We start from the raw sequence: 17,244 nt of genomic DNA, 5'->3' as shown, positions 1-17,244 counted from the left end.
GAATGGACGGTCTCCACGACCCGACCGAAGTGCTGCCATGTCCCTCGATCCCGCCCTGCGTTCCCGTATCGATACGCTGCTGCAATCCAGCCGCGTGGTGCTCTTCATGAAAGGCCAGCCCGGCATGCCGCAGTGCGGTTTTTCGGCCAAGGCGGTCGGCGTGCTGGACGGTCTGGGCATCGACTATGCCCACGTCAACGTGCTGGCCGACCAGGACATCCGCGAAGGCATCAAGGCCTATGGCGACTGGCCGACCATTCCGCAGCTGTACGTGGACGGCGAGCTGGTCGGCGGCAGCGACATCATCGTGCAGATGGCCGACAGCGGCGAGCTGAGCAGCATGCTCGGCCTGCAGGCACCGGACCGCAGCCCGCCCAAGATCACCATCACCCCGGCGGCGGTGGAAATGCTCAAGGGTGCGTTGGCCGATGCGCCGGATGCCTCGCTGACGCTGGCCATCGACGCCAACTTCCAGCCCAACTTCCAGCTGGCGCCGACCAACCCGAACGCGATCGCGGCCGAATCCAATGGCCTGCGCGTGCAGTTCGACCTGGCCAGCGCCCGCCGCGCCGACGGCATCACCATCGACTGGGTCGACGACATCCGCGGTCGCGGCCTGGCCATCGACAATCCGAATGCGCCCAAGCCGGTGCAGGAGCTGTCGGTGCGCGATGCCGACGACCGCCTCAAGGCCGGCAGCCTGACCCTGGTGGACGTGCGCCCGGCCGACGAACGTGCACTGGCCACGGTGACCGCGCCGTTCCGCACCCTGGATGCGCACGAGCGCCAGGCGATCGAGCAACTGCCCAAGGACACCCCGCTGGCGTTCCTGTGCCACCGCGGCGGGCGCAGCCTGCAGGCGGCCGAGCACTTCCGCGGGCTGGGCTTCAGCAACGTCTACAACGTCACCGGCGGCATCGACGCGTGGTCGGACGCGGTGGACAACGGCGTAGCGAAATACTGAGCGCGGCAGCGCGTCCGCCATGCGGGCGCAGCCGTCGCCCGGGCCTCACCCGCTAAGCGTGACTGCGCGGCCTGCACGCGCGTCGACCACGGCAACAGCCAGCCAACCTCGCCGCTGGCACACGGCACATCGAAACGGGCGCTCTTCGGAGCGTCCGTTTTTTTCATGAATCAACCAGCACAAGGACATCGCTGCAATGCACACCCGCCTGCTCGCCCTCTCACTGGCCGCGCTCTTGCCGCTGGCCGCCCCCGCCGCCGAACCGACGCGTGCGGTGTTGCTGGTGCAGACCTATGACAACCAGGCATCCGACGATCCGCTGGAATACATTCCGGTATGGCTCGGCAACGGCGTGGCGAAGGAGTCGACCCTGCCTGCCACGCTGCTGGGCCAGCCGCTACAGGTCTTCAACGCCGGCGTTGCCACCGCCAGGCTGCGGCTTGCAGCGCTGACGGTGGACGACAACAGCATGTGCGGCGGCACCGCCAAGCTGCGTATCAAGGGCCGCAGCACGCTGTCCGATTCGCCGCTGCTGTCCACGGTGGATCTCAACCCGGGCGGCCGCTTTGCCGGCCGTGCGGCCACCGCCGGTGAGCAGGCCGAGCTGTTGCGCCAGGTAAGCGAGACTGCGCAGCTGCGCAAGCGCGTGACGCCGGCAGCGCTGGCCCAGGCGATGGCCGCGTTCAATGCCGATCGCGCACAGGATCTGGCGGCCTTGCAGATCGTCACCGATGCGCAGCAACCGCAGCGGCGCGTGGCCGTGCTGACCTCAAACCATCCGATCAAGACCGGCAATCCGGACAATCCCACCGGCGTGCTCGTCGTGTTTGCGATCTTCGAACACGACGGCAGCCGCTGGCAGTTCCGCAACGGCCACGCGGCCAGCGGCTGCGATGATTGCGAAGACCTGCCGCAGCGCACCCACCTGCTGCAGTTCGGCGATATCGACGGCAATGCCACGCTGGACTTCGTGCTGTCGGAAAGCGGCTACGAGAGTTACGGGTTCTACCTGCTGCTCGGCGAAGGCGCACGCTGGCGCTCCGAGGGATTGCCGGGCGGCTGCTGAGCGGCGGCGATGGCCTGCGCGATGCCGGTTGCGGCATTGCGCATCGTCTTGACTGGTGCGGGGTCGGCGTTCTTGACGGAACCGGCTGTGCTGGCCGTCAGCCGGCAAACCCGCCATCGTCCAGGAACTGCTGTTCCTCGGCCGTGGTGACACGCCCCAGTACTGCATTGCGATGCGGGAAGCGGCCGAAGCGCTGGATGATCTGCTGGTGTTCCAGCACTGCGCCGGTGGCGTCGGCATCGTTCAAGGCGACGATCAGCTGCACTGCACGTGCCTGCTCCTGTAGATCTTCGGCGTGCCCGAAGGGCAGATAGAAGAACAGCCGCAATTGCGCCGCTATCTGTTGGTCGAAGCCGCGCGCCAGCGCGTGCCGGGCGCATTGCAGCGCCAGTCCATCGGTCGCGTAGGCATGCGCACTGCCGCGAAATGCATTGCGCGGAAACTGGTCCAGCAGGATCAGCAGCGCCAGTGCATCTTCGGCACGTTCCAGCCAGTGCGCATACTCGCCGCGTGCGGCAGCGAAATGCTGCTCGCTGAAGTGCTGGCGGAAGTTGGCATCGAACGCGTCGTTATGCGTGAACCAGCGCGCCGAGCCGGCCAGCTCCCAGAAAGCCAGCACCACATCGGCCTGTTTGTTGCGCTCCGTTTTGGCAATCATCGACGCTCCCCCTGAGGAATACGGCACAGCATGCGCTCTTGCATGTGATGAGGCAGCCGCGACCGCAACCTTCAGCACTTGGCAAGTAGCGCGCTGGCGGCTAGGTTTGCGGCCTACGCTTTCGTTGCACCGGGGAAATCCATGCGTTCCATCCTGTTCGCCGCCCTTGGCGCGGCGCTGCTGTGCGGGCCTGCGTCTGCGGCATCGCGTTTCGTGCAAGACCCCTACCCCAGCACCTACCACGCGCTTGCGTCCGGTCCGGTGCTGATCCAGCACGCCACGGTGCTGACCGGCACCGGCGAGCGGCTGGACGATGCCGACGTACTGCTGCGCGACGGCAAGGTGGCTGCAGTGGGCCGCGCACTCCAGGCGCCGGCCGATGCACGCCGCATCGACGGCACCGGCAAGTGGGTCACCCCGGGCATCATCGACGTGCACTCGCATCTGGGCGTGTATCCCAGCCCCGGCGTCAGCGCGCACAGCGATGGCAACGAGATGACCGCGCCAGTCACCCCCAACGTCTGGGCCGAGCATTCGATCTGGCCGCAGGACCCCGGCTTCGGCACCGCGCTGGCTGGCGGCATCACTTCGCTGCAGATCCTCCCCGGCTCGGCCAACCTGATCGGTGGGCGCGGCGTCACGCTCAAGAACGTCGCCTCCACCACCTACCAGGGCATGAAATTCCCGGGCGCGCCATGGGGCCTGAAGATGGCCTGTGGCGAGAATCCCAAGCGCGTCTACGGCGAGAAGGGCGGCCCCGACACCCGCATGGGCAATGTGGCCGGCTACCGCGCCGCCTTCATCGATGCGGCCGAATACCTGCAGAAGAACGCACCGAAGAAGAAAACCGAAAAGAAGCGCCACTGGTGGAGTCGCGGCGGCGACAACGACAGCAGCGGCGATGCCGGCGGCAAGCGCGACCTCAAACTCGACACATTGGCCGGCGCCATCAATGGCGACATCCGCGTGCACATCCACTGCTACCGCGCCGACGAAATGGCCACCATGCTGGATCTCTCGAAAGAATTCGGCTTCCACATCGCCGCGTTCCATCATGGCGTGGAGGCCTACAAGCTGGCCGACCGCCTCGCGCAGGAAAACGTCTGCGGCGCACTGTGGGCCGATTGGTGGGGCTTCAAGATGGAAGCCTTCGATGGCATCCAGGAGAACATCGCGCTGGTCGACCGCCCGGCCAACAGCTGCGCCATCGTGCATTCGGATTCGGAAGAAGGCATCCAGCGGCTCAACCAGGAAGCGGCCAAGGTGATTGCCAACGCGCGCCGCAGCGGCATGGAGATTCCGCCCGAACGCGCGATCCGCTGGCTCACCAGCAATGCCGCCAAGGCACTCGGCATCGAGCAGCAGACCGGCGCATTGGAGCCGGGCAAGATGGGCGATGTGGTGGTGTGGAACGGCAACCCCTTCAGCTCCTACGCGCTGGCCGAACAGGTGTACATCGACGGTGCGCAGGTCTACGACCGCCACAACCGCGCATTGCAGCCGGTCTCGGACTTCATGCTCGGCCAGGAGGTGGCACGATGAGCCGCACACGCATTGATCGCCCGCGTCTGCGCGCACTGTCAGCCCTGCTGCTCGCGGCGCTGGCCTTGCCCGCCGCCGCCCAGCAGGTGCTGATCCGCGGCGCCACCGTGCACACTGCCACCGCGCAGGGCACGCTGCAGAACACCGACGTGCTGGTGCAGGGCGGCGTGATCCGCGCCATCGGCAGCAACCTGGCGGCACCGGCCGATGGCCGCGTGATCGATGCCAGGGGCCGGCCGCTGACCCCGGCATTGTTCGGCGGCATCACCGAGATCGGCATCGAGGAAGTTTCCGGCGAAGACAGCACCGTGGACAGCGGCGTCAAGCTGGCCGATCAACCGATGCGCCCGGAATTCGACGTGACCCTGGCCTACAACCCGGAGTCGGTGCTGGTGCCGGTGGCGCGCGTGGAAGGCATCGGATTCACGGCACTGGGGGCGACCACCAGTGGGGCCTTCATCGCCGGCCAGGGCGGCATCGTGCGGCTGGACGGCAGCCCGGATCCGGTCGGGCCGCATGCCTTGTTCATCCGCATCGGCGCGGCAGCCTCCGACCTGACCGGCAGCTCGCGTGCCGCGCAGTGGATGCTGCTCGATCAACTGGTGGCCGAAGCACGCGGACGCGTGCCGGCCGATTCGCCGCATGCCTTGCTGACCCCGATGGGCCGCAGCGTGCTGGCCAGGTACCTGGCCGGCCAAGGCCGCATCGTGGTGCAGGTGGAACGCGCCGCCGACATCCGCCAACTGCTGCGCTGGGCACAGCGCGAGAAGGTGCGCATTGCCATCGCCGGGGGGGCCGAAGCCTGGAAGCTGGCCCCGCAACTGGCCCGGGCCAGGGTGCCGGTGCTGGTGAATGCCCTGGCGGATCTGCCGGCGACCTTCGACCAGATCGGTGCCACGCTGGAGAACGCCGCGCGCCTGCGCGCGGCCGGAGTGGAGGTCAGCTTCAGCCAGAGCGGCGATGCCTCGCACAACGCACGCAAGCTGCGCCAGCTGGCCGGCAATGCGGTGGCCAACGGCCTGCCGTGGGAATCCGGCCTGGCCGGGCTGACCCGCGTGCCCGCAGAGATCTTCGGCGTGGCCGATCGCATCGGCAGCATCGCGGTGGGTAAGCAGGCCGACCTGGTGTTGTGGGAAGGCGACCCGCTGGACGTTGCGCACTACGCCGAGCAGGTGTGGCTGGGCGGGCGTGAGATGCCGATGCGCTCGCGCCAGACCGAGCTGCGCGACCGCTACATGCCGCAGGCCGGCCCGTTGCCGCGTGCGTATCTGAAGTAACGTCGCGCGCAAAACGACGCCTGCGCGGCTGCCTGGCAAGGTGGCCGGTACGCTCAAGCGACATGTCCACCTCATAGACTGCGCTTGCTTGGCACCGGCCACGCCGAACTGACCACCGCTCACTGTTACGGTCTGCGCGGTGTTGCAGTGGTTTCGCCAGCGCAGTCCCGTGCATGCATCGGCCTGCGCATCCAACATCGCCGACACCATGCCGGCATGACTTGCAAGGACTGCCGATGCGCTTGCCGCGCCGCCTGGTGTCATCCCTCATCGCCGCATCCCTGGGCTTGCTGCCGCTGTCGAGCGTGGCGCAAGCAGGATGGATCAACGCGCAGGGCGAGTCGATTGCAGCCTCGCCCAGCCGCAAGACCGTGCAGGACATGGGCGCCAGCCTGTTACTAACCCCGGATGCGGATTGGCAACAGAAGTGGAACACGCCCAGCGACACCACTGCGCATTTCAACCAGGCCGATCATGTGGCCACCGGCGACACCTTGTTCGTGCTGATCTTTCTCTCCAACCCGGGCCTGGATGCACAACGACGCGCCGATGTGGTGTGCAGCATCCGCGTCATCGACCCTACCGGCCATGCCGCGCAAGACACCGTCGATGCGCCCTGCCTGCAGACGGACATCGGGGGCGACCCGCGCCACGTCTATCTGGCCCAGGTCAGCCTGGCGGTGCGTGCGGAGGCGAGCGACCCGCCCGGCCGCTGGCAGGTGCAGGTCACCGTCAACGACCGGCGGCGCGGCATCCGCATTCCACTTGTCAGCAGCTTCACCATGGGCCGCCAGCGGCAGCCGGCAAACACGCCGTGAATGCCCTGTCGCTGCGCGCGCGTGCGGGCTATCTGCTGCTGGCCGTTGTGCTGTTCCTGATCGAGGTGGCGATTGCCGCAGGGTGGATCGGCGGTACGTGGGTGCGCGGTAGCCTGGGCGATGTGCTCGCCGTGGCACTGGTCTACTGCGGTCTGCGCGGCGTGTGTGGCACTGCGCCAGGGTGGGCCTGCCTGCTGGCAGTCGGCATCGGCTGCGCGATCGAAGGGTTGCAGGCCATCCATCTGGCCGACCGGCTTGGGCTGCGCCCCGGCAGTGCGGCCTATATCGCACTCGGTAACACTGCAACGCTGCACGATGTGCTGATGTATGCCATCGGCGGCGTTGTGGCCTTCGGCTGCGACACGCTGTTGCGACAGCGACGACATGCAGCACCTGCAGCGCCGCTGGTCGACTGATCCTGCTTCCTGGAATGCCATGAATCCCCGCCTGTCTTCAACCATCGTTCGCTGCTCTGCCTTTGCCACCATACTTGCGCTGGGCGCCTGCGGTGGCGAGACCGCGCCGGCGCCACACTCGCATGCCGGGCCGATCGCCGCCGCAACGGCGCCTGCCCGCACCGCATTGACGCTGCACTGCCCTCAGCCGGGAGATCTCGCGCAGGAGGCCGCGGGCCTTGCCGCAGGCGCGGGCGATCGCGTGCGGCGCGTGGGCCCACATCGGCTGGAAGTGGCAACCGATGCGGGCACGCAGGTGTTCGAAGACAGCCCACCCTACGATGAGCCACTGGATGGCGCCGACTACCGCTATTGCGATCGTCGCGATGCGTACGTGTTGCTCCATCACCGCGATGGCGACAGCTTTGCCGGCGTGCTGATCGATACGCGCACCGGCGGACGGCTCCCTGGCGGCATCCAGGTAGTGATCTCGCCGGACCGCAGCCGCTATCTGGCCGTTGCGCAAATCGACGGCATGGATGGCGAACAATGGCGTGTTCTGGACTTCAACAAGCAGACGCTGATCGCCACCACCAGCCTGCTGCTCGGCCGGGACGGCACCGCCGGTCTCGCCGAGCTGACCGCGCCGCGGTGGTTCGGCACGCAGCTGCGGGCCACCGCAACCTGCCTGAACGACGAAACCCGGCACTGGCAAGTCCGCCTGGCCAATGCACAAGGCGCATGGAATTGGCAGCCGCGCCACTCCTGCGACGCAACCGACGCGGCCCGTTGACATGATGTTTGAAGGCAGCGGGTTGCGCTCGATCCCACGCGTGGTCCTGCGCCAGGCCCCGGCCAATCTGCAGCGCGGGATCGAGGCGGTGGGCGGGCGCCTGATCCTGACCGCCAACGCGCTGCTGTTCCAGCCGCACGCGTTCAATGTGCAGACGCAATCGCTGACCATCCCGCTCAGCGAGATCGTGTCGCTGCAACCACGCTGGACACGGCTGTTCGGGCTGTTGCCGGTCGCGCCGACATCGTTGGCCGTGCAGGTACACAAGGGCGGCGACTACCGGTTTGTGATCGGCAAACGCGACCAATGGATGGCCGCCATCGCCAGCGCATGCGATGCGCTGTATTCCTCCAGTCAGTCCTGAGCACCCGCGTAGCCGGGGGGTGTCGACGTCGCCGTCGCCGTCGTGCGGCAACGCATCCATCCTGGGTCGCAGTGCAAGCGTGACCTGCACGCCGGTTCATTACTGAAGTTTGAACCGGGTGCACGCTCTGCATCTGCGGCAGTCGCAGCACCGGCCCAGCCCGCCTAGCATCGCGCAGCGGCCTCACCGCCACGCCTCTCCTTCGACGGGAACAAGAACATGCTCCGCTCCACCCTGCGCATGCTGGCGTGCGCGTTATGTCTGTACGGCGGCGTCAACACGCCGGCCATGGCTGCGTTCGGGTTCACCCGCAGCAGCGACCGCATCGTGGTGGACACCGGTGCAGAGCTGGTGTTTTCGGTCAACGTCAACAATGGCGACATCGTCTCGATGCGCTATCGCAACAACGAGCTGCAGACCACCGAATCCAAGGGCTCGCATATCGCCTCCGGGCTGGGCAGCGCCAGCGTGGAGGCACGCGTGGTGGGTGGAGCGATCGTGGTGTCGGCCAAAGCGGGCGACCTGATCCAGTACTACATCGCACGCAAGGGCCGTAGCGCGATCTACATGGCGACCTATGCGCCGACCCTGCTACCGGTGGGTGAACTGCGCTTCATTGCGCGCCTGAGCGTCGGCAAGCTGCCCACTGCGCAGCAGGAACCCGATTCCAACGTCGGGACGGTGATCGAAGGCGAAGATGTGTTCCTGTTGCCGGATGGACGCACCAGCTCCAAGTTCTATTCGGCACGACGCATGCTGGATGACCAGGAGCACGGCGTCAGCGGCTCCGACGTTGCGGTGTTCATGCTGATGGGCAATCGCGAACACAGCTCGGGCGGGCCGTTCTTCAAGGACATCGCCACGCAGAAAACCCGCGTGACGCATGAGCTCTACAACTACATGTACTCCGACCATACCCAGACCGAGGCCTTCCGCGGCGGCCTGCATGGCGTCTATGGCCTGCTGTTCACCGATGGCGGTGCGCCGTCCAGCGCACAACGCAGCACCGATTTTATCGATGCCACGCTTGGGCTCAGCGGCTACCTGGCCAGCAGTGGGCGCGGCGGCGTCAGCGGGCGGGTGAGCGGCGTGCTGGCCGGGCAACCGGCGGTGATCGGCCTGCGTAACGCGCAGGCGCAGTACTGGGCCACCGCCAATGGCAGCGGCAATTACCAGATTGCCGGTGTGCGCCCGGGCCGCTATCGCATGACGCTGTATCAACACGAGCTGGAGGTGGCGCAGCGCGATGTCGAAGTGTTCGCCAATGCCACCGCACAAGCTGCCTTGCAGGCGACGGCACTGCCGGGCACGCCGACATGGCAGATCGGCGTTGCCGACGGCACGCCGGGCGGATTCCGGCATGCCGACCTGCTGCCACGCGCGCATCCTTCCGACACGCGCATGCGCTGGACCCCGCTCACTTACACCGTGGGCTCCAGCAATGTGGGCAGTTTCCCGGCAGTGCAGTGGCGCGGCATCAACACGCCCACCCGGATCGACTTCACCCTGGCAGCCAACGCGGTGCGCGCTTATCGCCTGCGCATCTTCGTGCCGCTGGCACAGGCCGGTGCGCGCCCGCAGGTCAGCGTGAATGCACGCTGGAACGGGCCGGTGCCTGCCGCGCCCACGCAGCCGAAGACGCGTGGCATCACCCGTGGCACCACGCGCGGCAACAACACGCTGTACGAGGTGGACATTCCGGCCGCCGCACTGCAGACGGGCACCAACCGCATCGAGATCGGCATTGCCTCGGGATCGCCGGACAACGGCTACCTGAGCCCGGCCCTGGTCTTCGACAGCATTCAGCTGGTGGCGTTGTAGCGCGGCCGGCATGTCCTCCACCGCACGCAGCCGCGGCGGTGGAGGACATGGATTCAGCAACACTGCGGCACGCAATCAGGCAGGCATTCGGCCATCATGCCGGCCAGCTGCGGCGTACGGCGATGCCTTGCCTGTCGTTCGACCACCTCGCTGGCAATGTGCCGCGGTGACGCACGATGCAGCGCGCGCTGGATCACTTGGCGGCAATGGACCCGCTCAACGACACCGTGCCCATCCCGCCGGTGACCTCGAAGCCACCTTCCACCACCTGCAGGTACAGGTCGCTGCTGTAGCGGCCATCGCTGCCACGCAAGGCCTGCAGCTTGGTCAGGAACGCCTTGACGTCCGCATTGAGGGCGCCCTTGGCCGGAAGCGGATTGCTGTTGCCGGCCGTGCCATGCGGAATGAAGGTATACACGTAGTAGCCCGCGGCTGAGTTGTTGCCCTCCCACAGGTCGTAGGTGACACCGCCGGAGGTGATCGCATTGGACGCAGTCAGGCTGCCCAGCGGATACGAGTTGTTGGCGCCCCAGATCATGACCTCCAGTTGCGGGTTGCCTTTGCTGGCGTCCTTGCGGAAGAACAGATCGTAGGCGAAGTCGCCGGTCTGTCCGCTGCCCTTGGTGGTAAAGGTCAGCGCGCCACTCAGGCTGCCGATCCTGGACACCTGGTGCGGGAAGTAGCTGTCGGTGGCCGGATTCATCGTGTAGTGCCAGCCACGGCAGATGGCCGGGTAGCCATACAACTGGCCGCTGGGCAGGTTGTAGGACACGGTCAGGCTGGGCGTACTGCCGGAGCCGAAAGTGGCTTTGATGTTGTTGTTGCCGTCGTTGAAATTATTGTTGTACGCGTAGTGCGTGCCGTAGACCTTGGTCTCGCCGGTATAGGCGCTGGCGCCGCCTGCGAGCAGCAGCAGGGCCAGGGCAGCGGCGCGCGGCAGCAGGCCGCGACAGGCAGGCAAACGAACGCTGTGGTGCAGGTACATGGGGTGAACTCCGATCATGCATGAGAGGAATGCGCCCACGTCCCCGGCAACACGCCGCGCAGTGGGCGAACGAGGGGTGCTTCATCCGGCGCGACGACGACGTGTCGTACACCGAACGCCACGCACTCACGGAGCGCGGATAGCGCATCCATGCAGACCGGTCACCATGGTCTCGTCCGAGGTGCGGCTCCTGTGCTACAGGCCTCGCACACACGACCATGTCATTGCTTCCACGCAGCTGACGTCCGCGGCAGCGGCAGCCTGCGCCAACCATCGACGCGCAGTCTGCTGTTCATCGCGTCCAGCGGACCTGGACCGCCTCCGCGGCGGTCCAGGCACTGTCGTCCATGTTGGGTGTTACTTGGCGTCCATCGTGGCGCTGACCTTGGCCCAGCCGTTGCCGCGCACCACTTCGAAACCTGCCTCAGCCGCGTGCAGGTACATGCTGTTGTTGTAGCGGCCGTCCTTGGAGCGGTTGTTCTGCAGCCAGGTCAGGAACGGCTTGGCATCGATATTGAGACTGCCGCTGGTCTTGAGCGTGGGCTGGCCTGCGGTACCGGTCGGGATGAAGGTGTAGACGTAGTAGCCGGCGCCGGAGTTGAAGCCTTCCCACAGATCGAAGGTGCGCCCGCCGGCGGTGATCACCTTGGTCGCGGTCACGGTGCCGATCGGCCAGGAGTTGTGGTCACCCCAGATCATCACTTCCAGCTGCGGATTGCCCTTGGTGGTATCCCAGCGGAAGAAGATGTCGTAGGCGAAATCGCCCGCCAGGTTGCTGCCACCAGCGCTGTAGTTGAACTTGAACGGCAGCGAGCTGATCGAGGAAATCTGCTTGGGAAACAGCTTGTCGCTGGTCGGATTCCAGTCGTAGTGCCAGCCGCGCACGATCGCCGGGTAGCCGTAGAGGTTGTAGTCGGCGAAATTGAAGGTGACCGTCAGCTCGGGCGTACTGCCGGTTCCGAAGGTGCCCTGGATGATGTTGTTGGGGTCGTTGAAGTTATTGACCCATGCATAGTGGTTGCCAAAGATCTTGTACGGCCCCGCCAGGGCCGCCGGTGCCAGCGCCACCAGGCCGATGGCCAGCGCCGCCTTCCACCAGCGCGATGCGCGCCGCCGGGAGCGGGGCGTCTGCGCGCCGGTCTGAGCGAGGGAGTTGGATGGGGTGGTGTGCATTGGACTCTCCATTGTGTTCGGCGCAGCGACACCGGTACGGCGCCACCGAGACCTGCCCTGTAGCGGTCGCGACCGACCCTAGCAGCGGCTGCGCGAGAGGAGCTATAGCGATTCCGGCAGGGCAAGCGCGCCAAGCGCGATAACGGGCGCCACCTGTCACCCGAAGCGTGCCCTGGTCCTCAGTTCCTGCCGCTTGCGCAGGCAGGGCGTCATGTCCCGCTCAGGTGCCCAGCCCTTCCGCGTGCACCAATGCTGCACAGCCACATGCAACGTGCTGTCCGGTGAGGGAGGCCGGGACGGTCGGGGGATTGCGATGCAGCGGGCGCGGAAGCTGGCGCTGCCGCGCCGGCAGGGCAGCGGCGGCGGGCCATGTCCGCGGCTGCAGGCCAGCCTGCCCGGGGCATTCAGTGCGTGGGTCTACGCCCGGGACCGGTTTTGCGATAGCGTTCGCACTTGGAGACGACGCAATAGCCGGAGGGGGCGACGATGCGCATCGGAATCGTGGTGGACAGTGCGTGCGACCTGCCGCAGGACTTCATCCAACGCAACAACGTCATCGTGCTGCCGATCAGCGTCAGGATCGGCGAAGCCGTGCTGGCCGATCACCGCGACGAAGAGGCCACGCTGAGCTTCCTGCAGGCGCATGTCGCCGAGCGCGGGCACGAGGCCGAGACCACGCCGTTTTCGGTCAACCAGATCCGCGACCTGTTCCTGCAGCAGCTGGTGATCGACTACGACCATGTGTTCTGCCTGACCATCTCCAAGCTGCGCAGCCAGATCTTCGACAACGCCATGCAGGCGAGCTTCGCGATCCTCAACGACTACAAGCCGATCCGCCAGGCGGCCGGCCACAGCTCGCCGTTCGCGCTGCGCGTGATCGACACGCTCAACCTGTTCGCCGGGCAAGGCATCACCGCGGTGGAAGCGGTACGCCTGCGTGACCAGGGCCAGGGCGTGGCGGCGATCCGCAGCCGCCTGGAACAGCTGGCCGAACACACCTATGGCTACATGATTCCACGCGATCTGTACTACCTGCGCGCACGTGCCCGCACCAAGGGCGATCGCAGCGTGGGCCTGATCGGTGCGGCGCTGGGCAGTGCGCTGGACATCAAGCCGGTGCTGCGCGCCTACCGTGGCGTCACCGAGCCGGTGGCCAAACTCAAGGGCTTCGAACCGTCGGCCGAAAAGCTGTTCGGCTTTACCGTGCGCAAGATCCGCGAAGGCCTGATGACGCCCACGGTATGCGTGGGGTACGGCGGCGAGCTGTCCGAGCTGCACGCCCTGCCCGGCTACACCGCGCTGCAGGCTGCCTGCCAGACCCATGGCGTGGAATTGTTCGAAAGCGTGATGAGCCTGACCGGCATGGTCAACGTGGGCAAGGGCGCGTTGGCAGTGGCATTCGCGGCCGAACCGCACACCTTCTCCGCTTGAAGCAACACGCGCAGGCATCCACGTCCTCGACGGTGTTGTCACCCCGTCTTGGCTAACGTGCCGCCGTCATTCAACGGAGTCTTCCCATGCCTGTCAGCTACTCGATCAGCCTGCCCGATCCAAAGCTCGCCCGCGGCAGTGCACCGTCGGTGAGCTTCACCGCCAATGGCGCCGACGCATTTGCCGAACAGCTGCAGGCGGCCTTGCGCGACCCGGCCTGGTTCGATCGCTGGCGCCAGCTGCAGGCCGACCCGGACGAGGTGGACCCGGCACTGGGCATCACCGACCCGGCGGCGACGGTCACCGGCAAACAGCAGGATCTGCGCGTCGACCTGGTGGCCACCACCAGCATCCCTGGTGACTTGTTCAAGCAGCGCATGCAGGCGCTGGCCGGCGGTCACTGGGAAATGCGCGACGTGCGCTGACGCACTGACATCAAGGCAATGCCGCCACGCTGCCTGCGTGGCGGCGCGTTCACCCTTGCGCCAGCGCACGGCGCGGCCAGCGCCATTTCAGGTGGACCGCCAGCGTGCCCACCACGATCAGCGCAAGACCCAGCCACTGCACCGGCACCAGGGCGCGGCCGTACAGCAGATAGTCCAGCAGCAGCGTGACCAGCGGATAGACGAACGCCAGCACGGCGATCGTGGCCACCTGCAGATGCCGGTACGCCGAATAGAACAGCACATACACGATCCCGCTGTGGATCACGCCCAGCCCCACCAGCCAGATCCAATGGAGGCCAGGGTGCAGCACGGCGCGGCTGGAAAACCCGGCCAGTAACAGCGCACCGACCCAGCATTGCACCGTCACCACCGCCAACGGCCGCTCACGGCTGATGCGGCGCGACATCAACAGCGATGCACCGCAGAGCAACGCCGCCAGCAGGGTCAAGGCGATGCCCAGCAGGTAGCCGCGATCGGCCGCCTGCCAGAGCCGCGCCGGATTGGCCGAACACGCCACACCGATGAACGCCAGCAACGTCCAGCCCAGGTCGGCGCGGCGCGTGCGCTCGCCCTGCAGCAGCGCCGCCAGCAGCAGCATCACGAACGGAAACACGTGATAGACCATGGTCGCCACGCCGATCGACGAGCGCGCCATGCCGGCGAACAAGGCCACCCAGTTAAGCACCAGCAAGATGCCGCTGACGACCGCGTCGCGCAGCAGCACGCGCTCACGCCACAGCCCACGCAGCTGCCCGCCGATCAGGCCGCAGACGGTGAGAAACAGCGCACCGAACAGGCAGCGATAGAACACCGCTGTCACCGGATCCTGCCCGCTCTCGTGCACGAACACGCCCACCGACCCGATCAACACCTCGGCCACCAGCAATTGCCAGACCGCACGTCGCGCAGTGCCGGCCGATGCCGCTTGAACAGACACGGCGATGCTCATAGCACAATCGTTCCCTGCAGATACTGCACGGCGCTGCCGCGCACAGACACATGCTGCGGCTCGACCCGGCAGGCAAGTTCGCCGCTGCGCGCAGATGCCTGCAGTGCGGTCAGCTGCGTCTTTCCCAGCCTGCCCGCCCATAATGGCGCCAGCGCAGCATGGATCGAGCCGGTCACCGGATCTTCGCGACCGCCATTGGCCGGCCAGAAGTAGCGCGAGACAAAGTCGTGGCCAGTCCCTGGCGCGGTGACTGCTACATCGCGCGGCGCCAGCGCCAGCATCCGGCTCAGATTGGGTACCACCTCACGCACCTGGCGTTCATCGGCGTAGACGGCGATATACGCCTGCGCGTTTGCATAGACAGCCTGTGGCGCGATCGACAACGACGCCAGCACCGTTTGCGGCGCCACCGGCAGCAACACCGGCATCTGGTTGGGAAAGCGCAGCTCGAAGGTCTGCTCGCCCACCTGGGCGACCGCAATCTCACCGACGGCCGGCGCACGCAGTCGCAACGGAAATACAGCGTCCTGATGCATCGCAATCACCAACGCGCTGGCCAGGGTCGCATGCCCGCAGAAGCCGACTTCCTTGAGCGGCGAAAACCAGCGAATGTCGAATACCCCGCGCTCGTCGCGCACGAAAAATGCGGTCTCCGACAGATTGTGTTCGCTGGCAATCGCCTGCATCAGCGACTCCGGCAGCCATTCCCGCAACGGCACCACGGCTGCAGGATTGCCCTTGAAGCGCACCGTGGTGAACGCATCGACGATAAACACTGAAAGCAGCACAACCAACCTCACGGAAGGGGACACATACCCGGCGCATGCACCGGGCACGGCCAGTCTGCAATGCGCCACACGACCAAGACAGATTCAGATACGCTGCAAAACGACCAATACAGATGAAAGGCACCGGCACATGCTTCTGTACGAATCACTGGCCACGCAGCTGCGACAGCAGATCGACGGCGGCACCTTGCGCGCCGGCGAGCGCCTGCCCTCGATCCGGCAATTGGCCGCCAATCACGGCATCAGCACCGCGACGGCAGTGCAGGCCTGCCTGCAGCTGGAACGCGAAGGACGTGTGCAGGCGCGGCCGCGCTCCGGTTACTTCGTGCGCACCACCGCCGCTGCATTGCCTGTCGCAACACCCGCACCGCGCCGACGCAAACCCGGCATGGTCGACAATCCGGCCTTGCAGCGCGTGCTCGACACGGTTGCGCGTACCGACCTGGTGCCGTTGCACACCGCCACTCCCGCGCCCGCGCTGTTGCCGACTGCACAGTTGGCGGCCGCCCTCTCGCGTCAGTTGCGCCGCAAACGCACCGCCGCACTGGACTACGCACCGCCACAAGGCCACGCCGCACTGCGCCGGCAGATCGCACAGCGTTACGCACACTGCGCAACCACTGTGCCTGCAGAAGAAGTCGTGATCACCGCCGGCGCGATGGAAGCCATCAGCCTGGCACTGCGCACGCTCACCGCACCGGGCGACGTGGTGCTGGTGGAAACGCCCACCTACCACGGCATCCTGCAGGCGGTGGCGGCGTTACGGCTCAAGGTGCTGGAAGTTCCCAACCGTGCCGGCCACGGCATCGATGTGGCGCGCCTGGATGCGCTGCTGCAACGCACGCCGGTGCGTGCCGCAGTGCTGGTGCCCAACTTCAACAATCCCAATGGCAGCCTCACGCCCGACACTGCCAAACGCGCGCTACTGGACAGCTGCGCACGTCACGGCACCGTGGTGATCGAAGACGATATCTACGGCGAACTGGATTGGTCGGGCCATCGACCGCGCCCGCTACGGCACTTCGATACGCATGCCAACGTGATCACCTGCGGCTCGTTCTCCAAGGCACTCTCGCCCGGCCTGCGTGTGGGCTGGTTGGTCGGCGGCGACTGGACCGACGCACTGGTGCGCGCCAAATACTTCTCCACCGTCGGCAGCGCCAGCCTGCCGCAATTGGCACTGGCCGATTATCTGGCGCAACACGATCTGGAACGGCATCTGCGCAAGCTACGCCGCACCCTGGCCGACAATGGCCAACGCCTGCGCGATGCAGTCATGCGGCACTGGCCTGAGGGCACGCGGGTGGGCGACCCGGCTGGCGGACTTTCCCTGTGGCTGCAATTGCCCGAGAGTGGCAGTGGCCAGGCCTTGTTCGAAGCCGCGTTGGCCGAAGGCATCGGCACCTCGCCGGGCCATCTGTATTCCAGCCGCGGCGACTACGCTGATCATCTCCGCCTGAGCTGCGGCCAGGCCTGGAGCGAGACACTGGAGCGCGCAATGCGGCGATTGGGGAAGCTGGCAGCGCAATGGCGCGCTAGCTGTGATCTCTCAGTAGGTTGTTCATCCGGGGCATCTCTGGAAGATGGGGGTTATCAAGCCAACCCAGCCCCCAGGAGCCCCGGATGAACCTGCATAAACATGCCCGTTTGAGCCCTCGCGGTCGAGCCCTGCTTGTGGATCGCATCCTTGTTCATGGGTTGCGCGTGGAAGAAGCAGCGCATGCGGCCGGTGTCAGCGTCCGAACGGCCTACAAATGGCTCAAGCGCTTTAAGG

The 17,244-nt window shown here is 66.4% G+C and carries 18 protein-coding genes; 13 read left to right on the top strand and 5 right to left on the bottom strand.

The features are described 5' to 3' along the window. The first annotated feature begins 37 nt into the window (after positions 1-37). Both grxD and A7D17_RS18230 read left to right on the top strand, forming a co-directional pair. Positions 38-964, top strand: a complete 927-nt coding sequence (gene grxD, locus A7D17_RS18235; protein WP_064510391.1) for a Grx4 family monothiol glutaredoxin — start codon at positions 38-40, stop codon at positions 962-964. Positions 965-1,160: 196 nt separating this feature from the next. Next, entirely contained in the window at positions 1,161-2,030 is an 870-nt protein-coding gene (locus tag A7D17_RS18230) for a hypothetical protein (protein WP_064510390.1), read from the top strand. Between the two features lie 97 nt (positions 2,031-2,127). On the opposite strand, the gene A7D17_RS18225 is transcribed toward A7D17_RS18230, so the two are convergent. Then, on the bottom strand, positions 2,128-2,688 hold the full coding sequence (locus A7D17_RS18225; protein ID WP_064510389.1) for a DUF924 family protein: 561 nt from the start codon (positions 2,686-2,688) through the stop codon (positions 2,128-2,130). 141 nt (positions 2,689-2,829) lie between these two features. Here A7D17_RS18225 and A7D17_RS18220 point away from each other — a divergent pair, with 141 nt between their 5' ends. The 7 genes from A7D17_RS18220 to A7D17_RS18190 all read left to right on the top strand — a co-directional run bounded on the left by A7D17_RS18220 (position 2,830) and on the right by A7D17_RS18190 (position 9,698). Beyond that, the gene (locus A7D17_RS18220; RefSeq protein WP_064510388.1) at positions 2,830-4,230 is read left to right on the top strand and encodes an amidohydrolase; all 1,401 of its coding nucleotides are present in this window, start codon (positions 2,830-2,832) and stop codon (positions 4,228-4,230) included. Then, complete coding sequence (locus A7D17_RS18215) at positions 4,227-5,507, top strand: amidohydrolase family protein (RefSeq protein WP_064510387.1); 1,281 nt, start codon at positions 4,227-4,229, stop codon at positions 5,505-5,507. The genes A7D17_RS18220 and A7D17_RS18215 overlap by 4 nt, the downstream gene beginning before the upstream one ends. 236 nt (positions 5,508-5,743) lie before the next feature. Next, a complete protein-coding gene (locus A7D17_RS18210) occupies positions 5,744-6,325 on the top strand; it encodes a hypothetical protein (protein ID WP_064510386.1) in 582 nt (193 codons plus the stop codon). Further along, complete coding sequence (locus A7D17_RS18205; RefSeq protein ID WP_064510385.1) at positions 6,322-6,741, top strand: ribosomal maturation YjgA family protein; 420 nt, start codon at positions 6,322-6,324, stop codon at positions 6,739-6,741. The genes A7D17_RS18210 and A7D17_RS18205 overlap by 4 nt, the downstream gene beginning before the upstream one ends. Beyond that, complete coding sequence (locus A7D17_RS18200) at positions 6,710-7,513, top strand: hypothetical protein (protein WP_239692249.1); 804 nt, start codon at positions 6,710-6,712, stop codon at positions 7,511-7,513. The genes A7D17_RS18205 and A7D17_RS18200 overlap by 32 nt, the downstream gene beginning before the upstream one ends. Before the next feature lie 22 nt (positions 7,514-7,535). Beyond that, the gene (locus tag A7D17_RS18195) at positions 7,536-7,877 is read left to right on the top strand and encodes a hypothetical protein (RefSeq protein ID WP_095522630.1); all 342 of its coding nucleotides are present in this window, start codon (positions 7,536-7,538) and stop codon (positions 7,875-7,877) included. A gap of 219 nt (positions 7,878-8,096) precedes the next feature. Further along, entirely contained in the window at positions 8,097-9,698 is a 1,602-nt protein-coding gene (locus tag A7D17_RS18190) for a rhamnogalacturonan lyase B N-terminal domain-containing protein (protein WP_064510384.1), read from the top strand. Positions 9,699-9,891: 193 nt separating this feature from the next. On the opposite strand, the gene A7D17_RS18185 is transcribed toward A7D17_RS18190, so the two are convergent. Both A7D17_RS18185 and A7D17_RS18180 read right to left on the bottom strand, forming a co-directional pair. Beyond that, positions 9,892-10,683, bottom strand: coding sequence for a GH12 family glycosyl hydrolase domain-containing protein (locus A7D17_RS18185; RefSeq protein WP_082862142.1), 792 nt, complete (start codon positions 10,681-10,683; stop codon positions 9,892-9,894). 357 nt (positions 10,684-11,040) lie between these two features. Continuing rightward, a complete protein-coding gene (locus A7D17_RS18180; RefSeq protein ID WP_064510383.1) occupies positions 11,041-11,856 on the bottom strand; it encodes a GH12 family glycosyl hydrolase domain-containing protein in 816 nt (271 codons plus the stop codon). Between the two features lie 486 nt (positions 11,857-12,342). Here A7D17_RS18180 and A7D17_RS18175 point away from each other — a divergent pair, with 486 nt between their 5' ends. Together A7D17_RS18175 and A7D17_RS18170 are read left to right on the top strand one after the other, a co-directional pair. Continuing rightward, a complete protein-coding gene (locus A7D17_RS18175; protein WP_029221180.1) occupies positions 12,343-13,287 on the top strand; it encodes a DegV family protein in 945 nt (314 codons plus the stop codon). Between the two features lie 86 nt (positions 13,288-13,373). After that, positions 13,374-13,712, top strand: coding sequence for a hypothetical protein (locus A7D17_RS18170; RefSeq protein ID WP_064510382.1), 339 nt, complete (start codon positions 13,374-13,376; stop codon positions 13,710-13,712). A 49-nt stretch (positions 13,713-13,761) separates the two neighbouring features. Here A7D17_RS18170 and A7D17_RS18165 read toward each other — a convergent pair whose 3' ends face one another. Continuing rightward, positions 13,762-14,682, bottom strand: a complete 921-nt coding sequence (locus A7D17_RS18165) for a DMT family transporter (RefSeq protein ID WP_064510381.1) — start codon at positions 14,680-14,682, stop codon at positions 13,762-13,764. After that, positions 14,679-15,470, bottom strand: a complete 792-nt coding sequence (locus A7D17_RS18160; RefSeq protein ID WP_064510380.1) for a PhzF family phenazine biosynthesis protein — start codon at positions 15,468-15,470, stop codon at positions 14,679-14,681. Before A7D17_RS18160 ends, A7D17_RS18165 begins: the two co-directional genes overlap by 4 nt. Before the next feature lie 130 nt (positions 15,471-15,600). On the opposite strand from A7D17_RS18160, the gene A7D17_RS18155 reads away from it, so the two are divergent. Then, on the top strand, positions 15,601-17,097 hold the full coding sequence (locus A7D17_RS18155) for an aminotransferase-like domain-containing protein (RefSeq protein ID WP_239692248.1): 1,497 nt from the start codon (positions 15,601-15,603) through the stop codon (positions 17,095-17,097). Next, positions 17,094-17,244, top strand: a 151-nt coding sequence (locus tag A7D17_RS23360) for a leucine zipper domain-containing protein (RefSeq protein WP_153041914.1), incomplete at its 3' end; no start/stop codon positions are given. The genes A7D17_RS18155 and A7D17_RS23360, both read left to right, overlap by 4 nt.

The organism is Xanthomonas floridensis (assembly GCF_001642575.1).
GTDB lineage: Bacteria > Pseudomonadota > Gammaproteobacteria > Xanthomonadales > Xanthomonadaceae > Xanthomonas > Xanthomonas floridensis.
This window is presented reverse-complemented; position numbering and strand designations above follow the sequence as displayed.